Genomic DNA, 17,972 nt, shown 5'->3' on the forward strand with positions numbered 1-17,972 from the left:
GCCATGAACGCCCCCCTGAAACCACCACCGAAAGCCGAAACCGTCGACACCGGGACCACACCGGTGATGGCGCAATTTCTCGCGGCCAAGGCCGGGGCTCCCGACGCCATTCTGTTCTTCCGCATGGGCGACTTCTACGAGCTGTTCTTCAAGGATGCCGAGATCGCCTCGGCCGCGCTCGGCATCACCCTGACCAAGCGCGGCAAGCATCAGGGCGAGGACATCCCGATGGCCGGGGTCCCAGTCCATGCGCTGGAGGGCTATCTGGCCCGGCTGATCCGCCAGGGCTTCAAGGCCGCCATCTGCGAACAGGTCGAGGCGCCGGCCGAGGCGCGCAAGCGCGGTTCCAAGGCCGTGGTCAAACGCGAGGTGGTGCGGGTCGTCACCCCCGGCACCCTGACCGAGGACACCCTGCTGGACGCGCGCGGAGCCAACCGGCTGGCGGCGGTGTCGGTGCGCAAGGGCCGGGCGGCGGTAGCCGTGGTCGAACTGTCGGCCGGCACCGTCGACGCCGTGGCCTGTGACCTGGCCGATCTGGGCGCGACCCTGGCCGCATTCCGCCCCAGCGAGGTGTTGGTGCCGGACCGGCTGTTCTCCGATCCCGAAGCCCAGTCGGCGCTGGATGGTTGCGGTGGCGTGGTCCAGGCCTTGGCCCAGGCCTTGGCCGAACCGGTCGGGGCCCGGGTTCGGGTCGAGCGGCTGTACGGGGTCGCCTCTCTGGACGGGTTCGGCGCTTTCGAAGAGGCCGAGGTCTCAGCTCTGGGGCTGGTGGCCGCCTATCTGGAGACCACCCAGGCCGGCAAGATCCCGGCCCTGGCCCCGCCGCGGCGTTCGGGCGAAGCCGGTTTTCTGGCCATCGACCCAGCGACCCGGCTCAGTCTCGAGATCGACCGCACCCAGCGCGGCGAGCGCGACGGCTCGCTGCTGGCCTGTATCGACCGCACCGTGACCTCGGGCGGGGCGCGGGCGCTGGCCGAGCGCATCGCCCGGCCGCTGCGCGACGTGGCCACCATCAACCACGGCCTCGACGCTGTCGAATGGCTGCTGGAGCGCCGCGACCTGCGCCGCGACCTGCGCGACGCCCTCAAGGCCTCGGCCGATGTGGCCCGGGCCACCTCGCGTCTGGCACTGGGCCGGGGCGGGCCGCGCGATCTGGCGGCGATCCGCTCGGGCCTGACCACGGCCCAGGGTCTGGCCGGCCTGTTCGCCAGCGCTCGCGACCCTCTGACCGGGCCGTCCGCCCGTATCACCGCCTGTCTCGACAGCCTGACCCTGACGCCTCAGGTCGACCATCTGCTGGCCGGCCTGGTCGACGGTCTGGTCGACGAGCCGTCGCATCTGGCCCGTGACGGCGGTTTCGTCCGCCCCGACCACAGACCCGAACTGGACGAGGCCCGCCGCCTGCGCGACGACAGTCGCCGGGTCGTCGCCGATCTCGAGGCTCGGGCCCAGCGTGAGGCCGGGGTACCGTTCAAGGTGCGCCACAATGCCGTGCTCGGCTATTTCCTCGAGACCACGGCCAAACATGCCGAGCCACTGATGCGGGGCGGTCCCGACAGTCCTTTCATCCATCGCCAAACCCTGGCCAACCAGGTGCGGTTCACCACCGTCGAACTGTCGGAGCTGGACGCCAAAATCAGCCAGGCCGGACATCGCGCCCTGGCTATCGAGGGCGAGACGTTCGAGACTTGGCGGCGGACGGTGCAGGAACTGGCCCAGCCGCTGCAGGCCGTGGCCGAGGCCCTGGCCGAGCTGGACGCCCACGCCGCCCTGGCCGAATGGGCCGCCGAGGTCGGGGCTGTGCGCCCGATCCTCGACGACAGCACCGGTTTCCAGGTTGAAGGCGGCCGTCATCCGGTGGTCGAGGCCGCGGTCAAGGCCGCCGGTGACCCCTATACGCCCAATGACTGTGCGCTGGACGGGTCGGACGCCACCACCGGCGACCGCGCCGGGGCCCGGCTGTCGATCGTCACCGGCCCCAACATGGCGGGCAAGTCGACCTTCCTGCGCCAGAACGCCCTGCTGGTGGTGCTGGCCCAGGCCGGTGCCTTTGTGCCGGCCCGGTCCATGCGGCTGGGCGTGGTCGACCGGCTGTTCAGTCGCGTCGGAGCCGGCGACGATCTGGCCCGGGGCCGCTCGACCTTCATGATGGAGATGGTCGAGACCGCCGCCATCCTGACCCAGGCCACCGACCGGTCCTTTGTGGTGCTGGACGAGATCGGCCGCGGCACCGCCACCTATGACGGTCTGGCCATCGCCTGGGCCACGGCCGAGGCCCTGCACGACCACAACCGCGCCCGCACCCTGTTCGCCACCCACTATCACGAGCTGGCGCGGCTGGAGGACCGGCTCGACCACGTCTGCAACCTGTCGATGCGGGCGCGCGAGTGGAATGGCGAACTGGTCTTTCTGCACGAGGCCGCGCCCGGGGCTGCGGACCGCTCCTATGGCGTGCAGGTCGCCAAGCTGGCCGGGGTTCCCGCCGCTGTTGTCTCCCGGGCCCGTGAGGTTCTGGACCGGCTCGAGACCGACAAGGCTGCCCACGTCCGGCTCGACGACCTGCCCCTGTTCGCCATTGCCGACCCTGCGGCCGCACCGATTCGCGCCTCAGCGGTGGATGAGGCCCTGATCGGCATCGACCCCGACTCCCTGAGCCCGCGCGAGGCTCTGGAGGCCCTGTACCGGCTCAAGGGTCTGGCCGGCCGGTGACCCATCCCCTCGCCGGTCCGCTCGCCGCCGCCGTCGATACGCCCGACGTCCGCGCCACCGTCGCCGGATTGCTGGGGCAACACTATCAGGCCGCGCGGACCAAGGTCGCCGCACGACTGACCGCCGGCCTGCCCGGTGTCGAGGTCGCCCGGCTCTACTGCGCCGCCGCCGACGACTTGCTGCTGGCGCTTTGGCAGTTCACCACCGAGGTCCTGTATCCGGCCCCCAATCCAACCGAGGCCGAGCGTCTTTCCCTGATCGCGGTCGGGGGCTACGGGCGCGGTGTCCTCGCCCCCTTCTCCGACCTCGACCTGCTGTTCCTGCGCCCGTGGAAAACCACACCCCGGACCGAGTCGGTGGCCGAGTTCGTTCTCTATGTGCTGTGGGACATGGGGCTGAAGGTCGGCCAGTCAACGCGATCGGTCGACGACTGTCTGGCCCTGGCGCGCAGCGACATGACCGTGCGCACCGCCCTGCTGGAGGCCCGCCCCCTGGCCGGGGACCGCGCGTTGACGGACACCTTTATCGACACCTTCCGCACCGAGGTCGCCAAGGCTGACCCCCGCCCCTTCATCGCCGCCAAGCTGGATGAGCGCGATACCCGCCACCAGAAGTCCGGTGCCGTGCGCTATCGGGTCGAGCCGAACGTCAAGGACGGCAAGGGCGGTATGCGCGACCTCAACACCCTGTTCTGGATCGCCCGCTCACTGGCTCCGGACAGTCCGCTGGGCGCGCGGGTGCTGGACGACCTGCTGACCAGCCGCGAGCGCCGCACCTTCGAGGAGGCGTTCGACTTTCTGTGGCGGGTGCGGACCCACCTGCACCTGATCGTCGGTCGGGCCGAGGAAAAGCTGACCTTCGACCACCAGGCTGAAATGGCCCGGCGCATGGGCTGGCGCGGACGCGGCGACGAGCCGGCGGTTGAACGATTCATGCGCCGCTATTTCCTCGTCGCCCGCGACGTCGGGGCCCTGACCCGGGCCATGTCGGCCAAGCTGGAGGCGCGCCAGCAGAAGTCGACGCTCAGCCTGTCGCGCCTGATTCCCGGGCGTCGACGCAAGCTGGGCGTCGAGGGTTTCGTCGAGGATCGCGGCCGCCTGTCGGTGACCGGCACCAAGGTCTTCGCCGCCGACCCGCTCAAGCTGTTGACCCTGTTTCGCGTCGCCGACACCCATGATCTGGACCTGCATCCGGACGCCTTTTCGGCGGTGACCCGGTCGCTGTCGCTGGTGACGCCGTCGCTGCGCCGCGACCCGGAGGCGACGCGCACCTTCCTCGACATCCTGGCTCACGGCCAGCGGCCGTACCGGGTCCTGACCCTGATGAACGAGACCGGCCTGCTGGGCCGGTTCCTGCCTGAATGGGGGCGGATCGTCGGCCAGACCCAGTTCAACATGTACCACGCCTATACGGTCGACGAGCACACACTCCAGGCCATCGGCATCATCAATGACATCGCCCGGGGCAAGCTGAAGGTCGACCATCCGCTGTCGACCGGCATCGTCCATCTGATCGGGGATTTCGAAGCCCTGATGCTGGCCATGATGCTTCACGACGTCGGCAAGGGCGGCGACCGCGGCCAGCTCGAGGACGGTGCCTTTGCCGCGCGCCGCGCCTGCGAGCGGCTGGGCGTGGACAGTCGCCGCATCGAACTGGTGGTCTGGCTGGTGCGCAACCACCTTGCCCTGTCGGACTACGCCCAGAAGCGCGACGTGTCCGACCCCGACACCATCCGTGCCTTTGCCGATCTGGTCGGCGACCCCGAACATCTGCGCACCCTGCTGGTTTTGACCGTGGCCGATATCCGCGCCGTCGGCCCGGGCGTGTGGAACAGTTGGAAGGGCCAGCTGATGCGCGACCTGTACGACCGTACCGAAGCCCTGTTCCGCGGTGAGGATGTCCGTCGCGACGACCCGCTCGCCGAATTCCCCGATCTGGTCGAGCGGGCCCGGTCCGCCGGGGCCGCGGTCGAGGCCCTGCCGCCCGGCCCCGACGACGACGCCGCCACCACACGCATCGCCGTCGCGGCCCACGACCGGTCCGGCCTGTTTGCCGCCCTCGCCGCCGCCCTGTCCGGCGCGGGGGCCGATGTGGTGGGGGCCCGGGTTGCCACGGCCGGAGACGGCACGGCCCTGGATGTGTTTGAGGTCCAGGACGGGGCCGGACTTCCCTATGGCCGGACCGAACCGCGACGGCTCAAGCGGCTGTTGGCCCGGCTGGAAGCCGCCGCCCGCCGCGACACGGCACCGGAACCCGCCGCCTCGGTCGAGATCAGCCGTCGCCGCGCCGCCTTCGACGTTCGCCCGGTGGTACTGATCGACGCCAGGACCAGTGATACCGCCGTGGTCATCGAGGTGTCAGGGTCCGACCGTCCCGGTCTGCTGGCCGATCTGGCCCGGGTTCTGTCGGCTCACAAGCTGTCGATCCGCTCGGCCCATGTCGCCAGCTTCGGCGAACGGGCGGTGGACAGCTTCTATGTCGTCGATACCCGGGGCCGGAAACCCGTTGTCGGCAGTCGCACCGACGCCCTGCGCGCAGACCTCGAGGCCGTGCTGGACCAACGCCTGGTCGCTCCGGCCGGACGCGCCGTCACCCCCGCCCGCGCCAGCGTTCGCGATGTATCCGACCTGAGCCGCAGCCGGACCGTATCGCCCGCCCCGGAACCACGCTAAGCGGTTCGTTCGCCCCTTCACCCGGATCGTTCGCCCGTGAGCCAGCCCCCCCGACCGACCGACGACACGCCGATCGATCCAGCCCTGCCGTCGATGGCCTCCTCGATCGACAACGATCGTCCGGCCACCGGTCCGAAGCCCGGCAAGGGCGGCGGCATGATGCGCAACTCGGCCATCTTCAGCAGTCTGACCCTGGTCAGCCGCCTGGCCGGGTTTGCCCGCGACGTGGTGATCTCGGCGGCCCTGGGGGCCTCGGCCGGACCGGCGGCCGACGCCTATAATACCGCCCTCAACTTCCCCAACCTGTTCCGCCGCATCTTCGCCGAAGGGGCCTTCGCCGCGGCCTTCGTCCCGGCCTATTCCAAGACGCTGGAGACCGAGGGCGCGGAAGTGGCCGACAAGATCGCCACCGACGCCCTGGCCACCGTGGCTGCGGCCACCGTCATCCTGACCCTCATCGCCCAGCTGACGATGCCGTGGCTGATGACGGTCATCAATATCGGCTTCCTCGACGATCCGGCCCGCTTCAAGCTGGCGGTGATCCTGACCCAGATCACCATGCCCTACCTGCCCTGTATGGCGGTGGCGGCCCTGCTCAGCGGTGTGCTCAACGCCCGCGGCCGCTTCATCGTCTCCGGGGCCTATCCGATCCTGCTCAACCTGATCATGCTGGCCGCCGTTATCCCCGCCCAAGGCGACCAGCTCGGGGCCGCCTACGCCGCCTCCTGGGCCGTGCTGGTCGCCGGTGTGGCCCAGGCCGGCCTGTGCTGGTGGGCCGCGCGCAAGGCCGGGGCCAATATCCGTCTGGCCTGGCCGCGCCTGTCCGCCCCGGTCAAGGCCATCATCATCACCGCCGTCCCCGCCGCGATCGGTAATTCGGCGACCCAGATCAACGTCTTCATCTCCGGCAACCTGTCCAGCTTCGTTGCCGGCGGCCGCACCTGGCTGGCCACGGCCGACCGGCTGTATCAGCTGCCGCTCGGCCTCGTCGGCGTGGCCATCGGCATTGCCCTGCTGCCGCGCCTGTCGCGCGCGGTGGCCTCCGAGGACCACGGCCAGCAGCAGGCCTCGATGGACGAGGCCGTGACCCTGTCGATGGCCCTGACCCTGCCCGCCGCCGCGGCCCTGATGGCCATGCCCTATTTCCTGATCGACGCCCTGTTCACTCGCGGAGCCTTCCTGCAGATCGACGCCGTCAACACCGCCCGGGCCCTGTTCCAGTTCGGCTGGGGCGTGCCCGCCTTCGTGCTGATCCGCATCCTCGCCCCCGCCTATTTCGCCCGCCGCGACACCCGTACGCCGATGCTGTTCGCGCTCGTCTCTGTGGCTGTGAACGCGACCCTGGCCATTGCCCTGTTCAATCTGGGCATGGGCGTCTCGGGCATCGCCGCCGCGGTCAGCGCCGCGGCCTGGACCAATGCCGGCCTGCTGGGTCTCACCCTGTGGCGGCGCGACCATTACCGTCCCGGCACCGCCGCCCTGTCCCGTCTGGTCCGCATCGGCCTGTCCAGCGCCGGCCTCGCCGTGGTCGTCGGCCTGGCGGCCTCGGCCCGGCCGCTGTTCGAGGCACCGGTCGCCGGGACCCTGGCCCGGATCGGTCTGGATCACGGGGCCAAGGAGATGGGTCTGGTGCTGGTAACGCTCGTCGGGGGCCTGACCTATGTCGCCCTGGCCTTCGCCACCCGGGCGTTGACGGTGGCCGAGGTCAAGACCTTGCTGGGGCGCAGCCGCCGCTAGACCCTTGCTCTCACGTCGGGGGTAAGGCATCTGCGCGGGCATGTACGACCCGACCGCGCCTGCCGCCCCGCCGCCCGCCTATACCGGCCCCCGCCGCATCCTCAGCGGTATCCAGGCGTCGGGTGCCCTGCATCTGGGGAATTATCTGGGCGCGTTGAAGCGGTTCACCGAACTGCAGGAGCAGGGCGCGCCCTGTTTCCTGTTCGTCGCCGACCTGCACGCGATCACCGTCTGGCAGGACCCGGCCCTGCTGGCCGCGCAGACGCGCGAGATCGCCGCCGCCTATCTGGCCTCGGGCCTCGACCCCGCCCGCTCGGTGATCTTTCCGCAATCGGCCGTGCGTGCTCATTCCGAGCTGGCCTGGATCCTCAACTGTGTCGCCCGCCTCGGCTGGCTCGACCGGATGACCCAGTTCAAGGAGAAGTCCGGCAAGCACAAGGAGCGGTCCAGCGTCGGCCTCTACACCTATCCGGTGCTGCAGGCGGCCGACATCCTGCTCTACAAGGCCACCGAGGTGCCGACCGGCGAGGACCAGAAGCAGCATCTGGAACTGACCCGCGACATCGCCCAGAAATTCAACACCGACTTCAACGCCCCCGGCTTCTTCCCCCTGCCCGAGCCCCTGACCCAGGGCCCGGCCCCGCGGGTCATGAGTCTGCGCGACGGGGCGGCCAAGATGAGCAAGTCCGATCCCTCGGACCAGTCACGCATCAATCTGACCGACGATTCCGACACCATCGCCGCCAAGGTCCGCAAGGCCCGCACCGACGCCGAGCCCCTGCCCGAGACCCTCGAGGGCCTGGCCGATCGGGCCGAGGCGAAGAATCTGGTGACCATCTACGCCGCCCTCGCCGGAATGAGCCGCGAGGCGGTGCTGGCCGAGTTCGGTGGTCAGGGCTTCGGCGTGTTCAAGCCGAAACTGGCCGAACTGGCCGTGGCCTCCATGGCCCCGGTCAGCAGCGAGATGCGCCGGCTGATGGCCGATACGACCGAGATCGACCGGGTGCTGAAGGATGGGGCGGAACGCGCCGCCGCCATCGCCGACCCGGTCGTGGCCGAGGTCAAGAAGATCGTGGGCTTCTGGCGCGCCTGACGGTCGCGGCGGTTTCCGGACCTCGTACTACGACCCGCGGTTTCGTTCGCGACGGTTCGACCCTAGATCGATCGTCATGAGCCACCCCCTCGACCGCGCCGTCTTCAATGCCCTGACCACACGACTGTCGTCATTCACGACCGCGGACTCTGACGCCAGCGCCGTGCGTATCGATCCCGAAGTCGGCGTCTTCCTCGCCGCCGCCGATACGTCGCCCGCCAGCGTCGCCCGGCTGAGCGAATTGGCGCACCGTCATCCCGAGGCCGGTCTGGTCGAGGTCGAGGGGAGCCCGATCGCCGCCGCCCTGCCCCAGGGCATCACCGTCGCGCGCCGCATCGCCTTGGTGCAGATGATGGCGACGGCCCTGACGCCCGGCGGTCGGGACCTGCCGTTCGAGACCCTGACCGAGGCCGACGCCCCGGCGATGCTGGCGCTTGCGACCCTGACGAAACCCGGTCCGTTCCGGTCGAAGACGCGCAATCTCGGGCCCTTCATCGGCGTGAAGCGGGACGGCGAACTGATCGCGATGGCCGGGCGACGGCTACGTGTCGACGGCTTTACCGAGCTGAGCGGCGTCTGCACCCATCCCGACCATCGCGGCCAAGGTCTGGCCGCGGCGCTGTCGCGGGCGGTGACATCGGAGATCCTCGCCACGGGTGAGGGGGTCTTCCTGCATGCCTTCGACGGCCATGACGCGACCATCGCCTTCTATCGGTCGCTAGGCTTCGAAATTCGTGCGCGGATGACCTATACGATCCTGGCCGACTGACCGGGGAGACGGGCATGAGCACGCACGGGGCGATCGTCGAATGGACCCGGGACGACCAGGCCTTCGCCGACAACCTCTATTCGCGCGGCCACGACTGGCGCTTTGACGGCGGGGCGGTGGTGCGCGGCTCCTCGGCCCCGACCAGCGTCCCGGCCCCGATGTCCGACATCACCGCCGTCGATCCCGAGGAGGCGCTGGTGGCGGCCCTGTCCAGCTGCCACATGCTGTTCTTCCTGGCCTTCGCCCGCAAGGACGGTCTCGTGGTCGACTCCTATCGCGACGCCGCCACCGGCCTGCTGGACCGTGACGCCCGTGGCAAGATCGCGATGACCGTGATCACCCTGCGGCCCGCCGTGGTGTTTTCTGGTGAGACCCGACCCGACGATGCCGCGATCGAAGCCCTGCATCACCGGACCCATGAGGCCTGCTACATCGCCAATTCGATCCACGCCGAAGTCCGTATCGAGCCGGCCTAAGGCGGCGGCGCAACCGCCACATCCTCGAGCAGGGCGCGGAAACGTCGCACGGCCTCGGCCGTCAGGTCCGGATCGTGACGCATCGGCGGGGCGGTGGTCGGTTCGTCGAACGAATGGCTGCCTTCGGCGACCCAGGTCTCAATATCCGTTCCACAGTTGCGCACCATGTCGTGCACCCGCTGGGCATTGCGCACACTGGTCAGATGGTCGGTGCGCGCGATCACCGCCAGGGTCCGGGGACAGTGCCGCCAGGGTCGCATCCGGTTGCGGGCCAGAAAGCCGACATAGGGATAGGCCAGATAGGCGGCGATGACCGGATCCAGGCTGACCGAGCCGGGATCGGCCAAGGTCAGGCCGGGTCCCGAACGGTCGGCGCTCATCGCCTCCATGATGCCCCAGCCGCCGTGGCTCCAGCCGGCCATGGCGATACGCTCACCGTCGACCTCGGGCTTCTGCGTCACGCCGTACAGGGTGGCCAGCACGTCCCCGGCCCGTTCGGCTCCGCGCAGCACCAGGCCGGTACAGACGGCACTCAGGGCAAAGGTCCGGCTGAAGCCGCGTCCGGCGTAGGAATCGACGGTATAGGCGCGCCAGCCCGCGGCCTTGGCCGCCTCGGCATAAAGGGGCAGATGATCTCTCAGCCCGCCACAGCCGTGAAACAGCAACACCGCCGGGCGCGGCCGGTCATCGTCCGGCCCGGTGACCGTGGTGTGCGGCGCGAGTTTCGCCCAGCGGGAAGCCAGTGTGTCCATGGCCGGAGCCTAGCCGTCCCCGCCGCGCCCAAATAGCCGAAATCGCAGACCCGGCGCTCAAGCAGCGACCGACCGCGTCGGGAGCGATAGCGCCCAAACAAAGACCTAGTGCCGGAACACGCGCACCCCGGTGAAGGCCATGGCCAGACCGGCCTCGTCGGCGGCGGCGATGACCTCGGCGTCGCGCATCGAGCCGCCCGGCTGGATCACGGCGGTGGCCCCGGCGGCGGCGGCCTCGATCAGGCCGTCGGCGAACGGGAAGAAGGCTTCCGAAGCACAGGCCGAGCCCTGGGCCAGCGACCGGGCCAGACCGTTGGCTTCCCCGGCCTCGGCGGCACGGATGGCGGCGATGCGGGCGCTGTCGCGGCGGTTCATCTGGCCGGCCCCGATGCCCGCCGTCTGGCCGTCGCGGGCATAGACGATGGCGTTGGATTTGACGTGTTTAGCCACAGTGAAGGCGAACAGCATGTCGCGCACCTCGCTCGGGGTCGGCTGACGCCGGGTGACGATCTTCAGGTCCTGGGCCGTGATTCGGGTGCGGTCGCGCGACTGGACGAGCAGGCCGCCAGCCACCGAGCGGAACACTTCGCCCTCAGCCAGGGCGTCGGGCAGGCCATCGGTCAGCAGCAGGCGCAGGTTCTTTTTGGCGGCGAAGACGGCGCGGGCCTCTTCGTCGGCCCCGGGGGCGATGACCACCTCGGTGAAGATCTCGGTGATGGCCCGGGCGTCGGCTCCGGTCAGCGACCGGTTGACCGCGATCACCCCGCCGAAGGCCGAGACGGAATCGCACTCCAGCGCCCGCACATAGGCCTGGTGCAGGTCATGGCCGATGGCCACGCCGCACGGATTGGCGTGTTTGACGATGACGCAGGCCGGGGCGTCGAACTCAGCCACCAGCTCATAGGCGGCGTCAGCGTCGGCGATATTGTTGTAACCCAGCTCCTTGCCCTGGATCTGTTCGGCGTGCGCGACGCCCGGCCGCACCAGACCGGTGCGGTAGAAGGCCCCGGTCTGATGCGGGTTCTCGCCATAGCGCAGGGTCTGGGCCAGACTGCCGGCGATGGTCTTGCGCGCCGGAGCCGTGTCGCCGACCTGGCCCGCGAACCAGCCCGAGACAGCGGCATCGTAGGCGGCGGTGCGGGCGAACGCCCGGGCAGCCAACCGTTTGCGCAGGACCAGGGTGGTGTCCCCATCCGCCTGAAGGGCCGCCGTTACCTCGGCCACGCCCTCGGCGTCGACACAGACGGCGACATAGCCGTGGTTCTTGGCCCCCGAGCGGATCATGGCCGGACCGCCGATATCGATATTCTCGACCGCTGCCTCAAAGCCGCCGCCGGCGGACACCGTGGCCTCGAATGGATACAGGTCGATCCAGACGATATCGATCGGGCCAATGCCGTGGGTCGTCATGGCCTCGGCGTGGGCGGCGGCGTCGCGCACGCCCAGCAGGCCGCCGTGCACCACCGGGTGCAGGGTCTTGACCCGGCCGTCCATCATCTCCGGGAAGCCGGTCAGGTCGGCCACATCCTTGACCGGCAGGCCGAAGCCGGCGATCGCCGCCCTCGTGCCGCCGGTCGAGACCAGCTCGACCCCCAGATCGTGCAGGGTCTGCGCCGCCTCTTTCAATCCCGCCTTGTCCGACAGGGAGATCAGGGCGCGCGCGGGTTTGACCCGGTCGGGCGCGGGCGGAAAGTCGGGAGCGGCGGGCATGACGGCGTCCGTTCATTGGGGGCTGGGGAGGGCGCGGGCCATCTAGCATCCCGGGCCGCCAGCGTCACCCTCTAGACCGGATCACCCGCCGCCCCGGCCGGGCTCAACTTCCAGCGGATCTTGGTCTCGGAGTCGGTCCGGGCCGATCCACGCACCACGATCTGCAGCGACCGTCGCGTCAGGCCGTCCTCAACATGGACCGACGGTTCGATGGCCACGTCCGGGCCGTCGGTGCGGAACCACCAGCCCCGGCCGGAATGACCGCGCAGCAGGATCGAGCGACGGTCACGCGCCAGCGACGCCTGCACCCCCGGTTCCAGCTGGAAGCGGGCCGCGTAGGGGGCGGCGATGATGCGCACCACCTCGGCCTGGCCCGAAGCCGGATACAGCCGTTCTTCGGCCCGCAATTCGTCGAGCCTCTGGTCCAGATACAGTCGCCGCTGGTGCAGCAGGCCATAGCGCGGCACCCAGCCGTCGTGTTGCACCTCCAGCCAGACCGCGCCCTCGCCGTCGCGCTGTTCTGACTCGACGTGGAGCGGCCGGCCGACCAGACGCGAGCCCAGAAGTTCGGCCTTCCAGCCACCCAGGGGTTCGGCGATCGAGGTCTCGCCCAGGGTCAGGGTCGAATGACCGGGCGTCAGCCGCAGACCCTGCCGGTCGGCAGCGCGGGGGGTCCAGCCGCAACCCGAAATCAGCCGGTCACGACCGCAGACAATCTCGAGCGCCAGCGGCTGGGCACAGGCGGCCGCCGACCAGGCTCCGCGCGCGGGCGCGGCGGCGTCGGCGACAATGGTCAGCAGCGGGCTCTGAATCCGAACGATCCCGGCCACCGAGACACCGGAAGTAGGCGCGGCGGTCTCGTCATCGGCCCGGGCTGCGGCGACACGGGCCACGGTGGACGGCCCTCCGCCCTGCATGGCCACCAGCCGGCCGTCCGGCAGGGTCAGGACATTCAGCCCCGCCGTCAGCCGGGCGATACTGTCGCGCACAACCTCGGGAGCCGGTTCCGACAGCTGGGCCAGGGCATCATCAAGGGTCAGCAGGTCCAGCAGCAGCTCAAGCCCGGCCTCGGGGCTGCGCGAACTGTGACCGCCGTCGACCCCGACTGTCTCTCTCAGGGCCCGGGGCAGGCGATTCAGGGCGGATTTCCGGATCGACACGCCCGCCGGACCGGCCAGCACGCAACCGGCGACGGCCGCGGCAGTCAGGCGTTCGGCCTTGCCGGCCAGGCCCCCGGGCGGGCGCAGCAGCTGGCGCGCCTGACGGCCCAGCCCCTCGGCCAGCCGCAGCCGTTCCGCCTCGGTCGCCACCCCGCCCATGCGGCGCGCAGCGCAGGCCAGGGCATAGACGCGTCGGGCCAGGATGTCCGGCTGCCAGGCGAAAGGCGACCAGCGGCTGAACAGATCATCCCAGGCCAGGGTCAGGCGCAGCGCCTCGCGCGCGCCGCGCTCGCCGCCCAGCATCAGGGCGGACAGCCAGTTGAAGGCATGCAGCTCGGCGGCAAAGGCCCGGGTCGGACTGGGCCGGTTCCACGGATCGGCCGGGGCCGGCGCGTCGAGGTTGAACCCGGCCAGGGCGAAACGACCCCCCAGGATGCTCTTGCCCAGGGCCGGATCGGCGGGGCGGAAGTCACGCGGCGTGGCGGCGAAGGCCGTCACCTTGCCGCCCCCGAGGGTCAGGCCGTAGCCGGGCAGGCCATACAGTTCGATCCACAGCTGGCGGGTCAGCAGCCGTCCGGCGATGGCGGGCCACAGACCAGGCCCGGTCACCGCCCCCGTCGCCCGCACCGGCGTGCGCATCGGCGCACCGCGCAGACCGGGTATCTCTCCGGCCGGCGGCGCGGCGGCCTCGCTGCGGGCAAACGGACCGAGGGGGCTCACGCGGCTCCCTTCAGGGCCCGGATATTGTCGGCATAGGCCGAGGGCCCGCCGCGGAACACGGCGGTTCCGGCGACCAGGGCGTCGGCACCGGCGGCGACACAGGCCCCGGCATTGGCGGCGGTGACCCCGCCGTCGACCTGCAGGTGGGCGGCCGATCCGGCTGCGTCCAGCAGGGCCCGGGCCCGTTCGATCTTGCGCAGGGAAGCATCGATGAACGACTGACCGCCGAAGCCGGGATTGACCGACATGATCAGCACCAGATCGACCAGCTCGATCACATCTTCCAGCACGGCCAGCGGCGTCCCCGGGTTCAGCACGACGCCGGCCTTCGCGCCCAGCTGGCGAATTCGGCCCAGGGTGCGGTGCAGGTGCGGCCCGCTCTCGGGATGGACGGTCAGGATGTCAGCCCCCGCCTCACGATAGGCCTCCAGCCACGGATCGACCGGCGCGACCATCAGATGCACGTCGAACGGCAGGGTCGTGTGCGGCCGCAGGGCCTTCATCACGTCCGGGCCGAGGGTGATGTTGGGCACGAAATGCCCGTCCATGACATCGACATGGACCCAATCGGCCCCGGCGGCCTCGATCGCGGCCACCTCCTCGCCCAGACGGGCGAAATCGCTGGCGAGGATCGACGGGCAGATCAGGGGCGTGGACATGGACCCGGGATAAGACGGCTGGCCGCGAGGGGCAAGCGTGACCTCGCCGCACGCGCGGTCCGGCCCCCGCGCCGCCGGGTCAGACCCGCTGCAATTTGGCGACGAAGAAGCCGTCGACCCCGCCGCGCTCGGCCCACATCGACGGCAGGATGCGCAGCCAACCCTCGGGCGTCAGGGCTTCGTCCGGTGCCCCGACCGCCGCCGGATCGGCCGGCACGGCGCGGAAGGCCGGGTTGCGGCGCAGGAAGGCGATGATCTGGGTTTCGCCCTCCTCACGTTCCAGCGAGCAGACACAATAGACCAGTCGCCCCCCCGGGCCGACACGTTCGGCGGCGGCATCGAGCAGCCGGTGCTGGACATCGGCCAGCTTGGCCACCTCGGCCGGCTTGGTCGCGCGCAGCACTTCGGGATTGCGCCGAAAAGTGCCGGTGGCGGTGCAGGGCGCGTCCAGCAGCACCGCGTCATAGGTTCGGCTGTCCAGCCAGTCCTCAGCCGGACGGGCCACAACCTCGGCCTCCAGCCCGACCCGGGCCAGGTTACGATGCAGGCGCTTCAGACGCGCCTCGGACCGGTCCAGGGCCGTGACCACCGCCCCGGCCGCGGCCAGCTGCATGGTCTTGCCCCCGGGGGCGGCACACATGTCCAGCGCCGTCTCGCCGGCCTGCGGAGCCAGCAGCCGGACCGGCACGGCGGCGGCGGCGTCCTGGACCCACCAGATGCCGTCCTCGAAACCGGGCCAGCCGGCCACGTCACCGTGGCGGCCGGTGCGCACCGAACCGCCCGGCAGGACGTCACCCTCGACCAGCTCGGCCAAGGCCGCGGCATCGACGCCGGGCTTGAGTGACAGGTCAGTCGGCGGCTCCTCGCGGGCGGCCAGCGCCAGGCCGGCCAGGGTCGCGTCGCCATAGGTCTGACGCCAGCGGGCGACGAGCCAGTCCGGCAGGTTGGATTCGGCGGTGGTCAGGCCGGGGCCCTCGCGGCCGATGCCGCGCAGCACGGCATTGACCAGATTCTTGTAGGGCCGGGTCTTGGGGTCACGTTCGGCCAGTTTGACCGCCGTCGACACCGCGGCAAAGGCCGGGGTTCCCAGCACCAGGGTCTGGGCCAGGGCGATGCGCAGGATAGTGCGCACAGCCTCGGGCGGTGATTTCTGCAGGCGGTGATTGAGGATCTGATCGATCTCGCCGAGCCGGCGCAGGGCAGCCATGGCCACGGCACGGGCGAAGGCGCGGTCCGGTCCGGGCAGGCCGCTGACGGCCGGCAGGGTCAGGGCCTCGTCCAGACCGCCGCGGCGGATCAGGGCCCCGTTCAGCAACAGGCCGGCGGCGATACGCGCCTCGACCCCGATATCGGCGGAATCGTCCGGCTCCAGCCGCTCGGGCTGCGGCCGCTCGGGTCGCGGACCGCGCGCCTTATCGGCCATCCGCCGTCCACGGGCGGCGGAGTCTCCGCCCTTGCTGCGCCCTTTCGGGGTTCCACCACTCATACGGATACCTGGGTTCCGAGCTCGACCACGCGACCCGGAGGGATGTGGAAGAAGTCGGTCGGATTGGCGGCGTTTCTCATCAGGAAGATATACAGGCGATCCTGCCAGATCGGCATGCCCTTGTGCGCTGAAGGGATCACGGAGCGACGACCGAGGAAGAAGCTGGTCGACATGATGTCGAATTTCAGCCCCTGTTTGCGACAGAGTCCGAGCGCCTTGGGCACATTCGGCTGCTCCATGAAGCCGTAGCTGATGGTCAGCTTCTTGAAGTCGTCGCTGATCGGCTCCAGCGCGATGCGGTCGGCTTCACGCACGCGTGGCCGGTCGGTCGTGCGGACCGTCAGGATGACGTTTTTCTCGTGCAGGACCTTGTTATGCTTGAGGTTGTGCATCAAGGCGACCGGGGCGATGTCGGGGTCCGAGGTCAGGAAGATGGCTGTGCCGGGCGCGCGATGCGGCGGCCGGGCGCGCAGCATCTCGATCAGGTCGGCCAGCGGCAGGCTGTCCTTGCGGGTCTTGGCCGTCAGGATCTGGGTGCCGCGCACCCAGGTCCACATCAACAGGACGATGCCGCCCCCGATGGCCAGCGGAGCCCAGGCCCCCTGCGGAATCTTCAGCAGGTTGGAGCCGAAGAAGGCCAGGTCGATGATCAGGAACGGCGTGATCGCCAGAATGCTCACCGGCAGGCTCCACTTCCACAGACGCCGCACGATGAACCACGCCAGCAGGCTGTCGACCAGCATGGCCCCCGTCACGGCCACGCCATAGGCGCCGGCCAGCTGGGAGGAGGTCGGGAACAGCATCAGCAGCAGCAATACCCCCAGCAACATGGCCAGATTGACCGACGGCACGAAGATCTGGCCGGCCTGGCTTTCGCTCGTCTGCATGATCTTGATGCGCGGCAGCAAGCCCAGCTGCACGGCCTGTTGCGTCAGGGAGAAGGCCCCGGTGATCACCGCCTGGCTGGCGATGATGGTGGCCATGGTCGCGAGGATCAGCACCGGCCAGTAGATGGCCTGTGGGATCATCTCCCAGAAGGGATTTGACCGCGCTGACGGATCGCTCAGCACCAGCGCGCCCTGCCCCAGATAGTTCAGCATCAGGCACGGCAGGACGAACCAGAGCCAGCCGGCCCGGATCGGGGCCTTCCCGAAATGGCCCATGTCCGTATAGAGGGCCTCGGCCCCGGTGACGGCGAGGAAGACGCTGCCCAGAAGTATGAAGCCGAGGATCCCGTTGTCGATCAGGAACAGCGCGCCGTAGTGCGGCGATATGGCCCTGAGGATGCTGGGGTCGTCGAAAATGTGAAAGAGCCCGAGCGACGCCAGCACCAGAAACCAGACGGTGGTGATCGGGCCGAAGGCGCGGGCCATGCTGGCGGTGCCGCGCGCCTGGACCATGAACAGGGTGATCAGGATACCGACGGTGATCGGCAGGATGAAGGGGGTCATCCGGCCGGCGACACCGGGGGCGTCGCCCAGTCCCTCGACCGCCGACAGAACCGACACCGCCGGCGTCAGCACACCATCGGCGTAGAACATGGCCGCGCCGCAGACGCCGAGAAAGAAGACCAGCGTCGAGCGCTTGCCGATGGCCCTCTGGGCCAGGGCCATCAGGGCCAGGGTACCGCCCTCGCCCTTGTTGTCGGCGCGCATCAAAAAGAAGACGTACTTGACCGTGACCACCAGGATCAGGGCCCAGAACACCAGTGAGACCGTACCCAGAACGGCCAGTTCGGCCGCGCCGCCGCTGCGGGAATGGGCCAGCGCCTCGCGCATGGCATAGAGCGGGCTGGTGCCGATGTCGCCGAACACCACGCCGACGGCGCCAATGACCAGGCCCAGCTTGCCCGCCTTGCCGTGGCCGCCCTCACCGGCCGCCGCGGGGTGCGGATGGGCCGGTGCGACGGACTTGTCGCCGGGTGTTTGGGAGTTTGAGGTGGCGGCGGCGGTGCCGTCTTCACCTTGGGGAGGGGCCCCGACCATGAACAGCCTCCGGGTGCCGCAGAAGGCGGTCCCATCAAGAGCGG

General features: G+C 70.0%; 12 protein-coding genes. 6 read left to right on the top strand and 6 right to left on the bottom strand.

All coding sequences use genetic code 11. The features are described from left to right. The first annotated feature begins 3 nt into the window (after positions 1-3). From mutS to AAC067_RS11255, 6 genes are all read left to right on the top strand, one after another. Positions 4-2,709, top strand: coding sequence for a DNA mismatch repair protein MutS (gene mutS / locus AAC067_RS11230; RefSeq protein ID WP_339932536.1), 2,706 nt, complete (start codon positions 4-6; stop codon positions 2,707-2,709). Next, entirely contained in the window at positions 2,706-5,381 is a 2,676-nt protein-coding gene (glnD, locus tag AAC067_RS11235; RefSeq protein ID WP_339932538.1) for a [protein-PII] uridylyltransferase, read from the top strand. Before mutS ends, glnD begins: the two co-directional genes overlap by 4 nt. 93 nt (positions 5,382-5,474) lie before the next feature. Then, complete coding sequence (murJ, locus tag AAC067_RS11240; protein WP_339933177.1) at positions 5,475-7,118, top strand: murein biosynthesis integral membrane protein MurJ; 1,644 nt, start codon at positions 5,475-5,477, stop codon at positions 7,116-7,118. 40 nt (positions 7,119-7,158) lie between these two features. Beyond that, positions 7,159-8,211 carry a tryptophan--tRNA ligase gene (gene trpS, locus AAC067_RS11245; protein ID WP_339932540.1) on the top strand — a complete coding sequence of 351 codons (1,053 nt, stop codon included), beginning with the start codon at positions 7,159-7,161 and terminating at the stop codon, positions 8,209-8,211. 76 nt (positions 8,212-8,287) lie between these two features. After that, entirely contained in the window at positions 8,288-8,980 is a 693-nt protein-coding gene (locus AAC067_RS11250) for a GNAT family N-acetyltransferase (protein WP_339932542.1), read from the top strand. Between the two features lie 14 nt (positions 8,981-8,994). After that, positions 8,995-9,456 (top strand): OsmC family protein, encoded by a 462-nt coding sequence (locus tag AAC067_RS11255; protein ID WP_339932544.1) that lies wholly within the window; start codon positions 8,995-8,997, stop codon positions 9,454-9,456. On the opposite strand, the gene AAC067_RS11260 is transcribed toward AAC067_RS11255, so the two are convergent. The 6 genes from AAC067_RS11260 to AAC067_RS11285 all read right to left on the bottom strand — a co-directional run bounded on the left by AAC067_RS11260 (position 9,453) and on the right by AAC067_RS11285 (position 17,928). Further along, positions 9,453-10,208: a dienelactone hydrolase family protein gene (locus AAC067_RS11260; protein ID WP_339932546.1), complete on the bottom strand. Its 756-nt coding sequence runs from the start codon at positions 10,206-10,208 to the stop codon at positions 9,453-9,455. The genes AAC067_RS11255 and AAC067_RS11260 overlap by 4 nt on opposite strands. A 105-nt stretch (positions 10,209-10,313) precedes the next feature. Next, positions 10,314-11,918 carry a bifunctional phosphoribosylaminoimidazolecarboxamide formyltransferase/IMP cyclohydrolase gene (purH, locus tag AAC067_RS11265; protein ID WP_339932548.1) on the bottom strand — a complete coding sequence of 535 codons (1,605 nt, stop codon included), beginning with the start codon at positions 11,916-11,918 and terminating at the stop codon, positions 10,314-10,316. 71 nt (positions 11,919-11,989) lie between these two features. Next, a complete protein-coding gene (locus AAC067_RS11270; protein WP_339932550.1) occupies positions 11,990-13,798 on the bottom strand; it encodes a heparinase II/III family protein in 1,809 nt (602 codons plus the stop codon). Next, a complete protein-coding gene (gene rpe / locus AAC067_RS11275) occupies positions 13,795-14,457 on the bottom strand; it encodes a ribulose-phosphate 3-epimerase (protein ID WP_339932552.1) in 663 nt (220 codons plus the stop codon). Before rpe ends, AAC067_RS11270 begins: the two co-directional genes overlap by 4 nt. Before the next feature lie 79 nt (positions 14,458-14,536). After that, positions 14,537-15,943: an RsmB/NOP family class I SAM-dependent RNA methyltransferase gene (locus tag AAC067_RS11280; RefSeq protein ID WP_339932554.1), complete on the bottom strand. Its 1,407-nt coding sequence runs from the start codon at positions 15,941-15,943 to the stop codon at positions 14,537-14,539. Further along, entirely contained in the window at positions 15,940-17,928 is a 1,989-nt protein-coding gene (locus tag AAC067_RS11285) for a potassium transporter Kup (protein ID WP_339932556.1), read from the bottom strand. Before AAC067_RS11285 ends, AAC067_RS11280 begins: the two co-directional genes overlap by 4 nt. Positions 17,929-17,972: the final 44 nt, after the last annotated feature.

Source organism: uncultured Brevundimonas sp., from assembly GCF_963977465.1.
In the GTDB taxonomy this organism is placed as follows: domain Bacteria; phylum Pseudomonadota; class Alphaproteobacteria; order Caulobacterales; family Caulobacteraceae; genus Brevundimonas.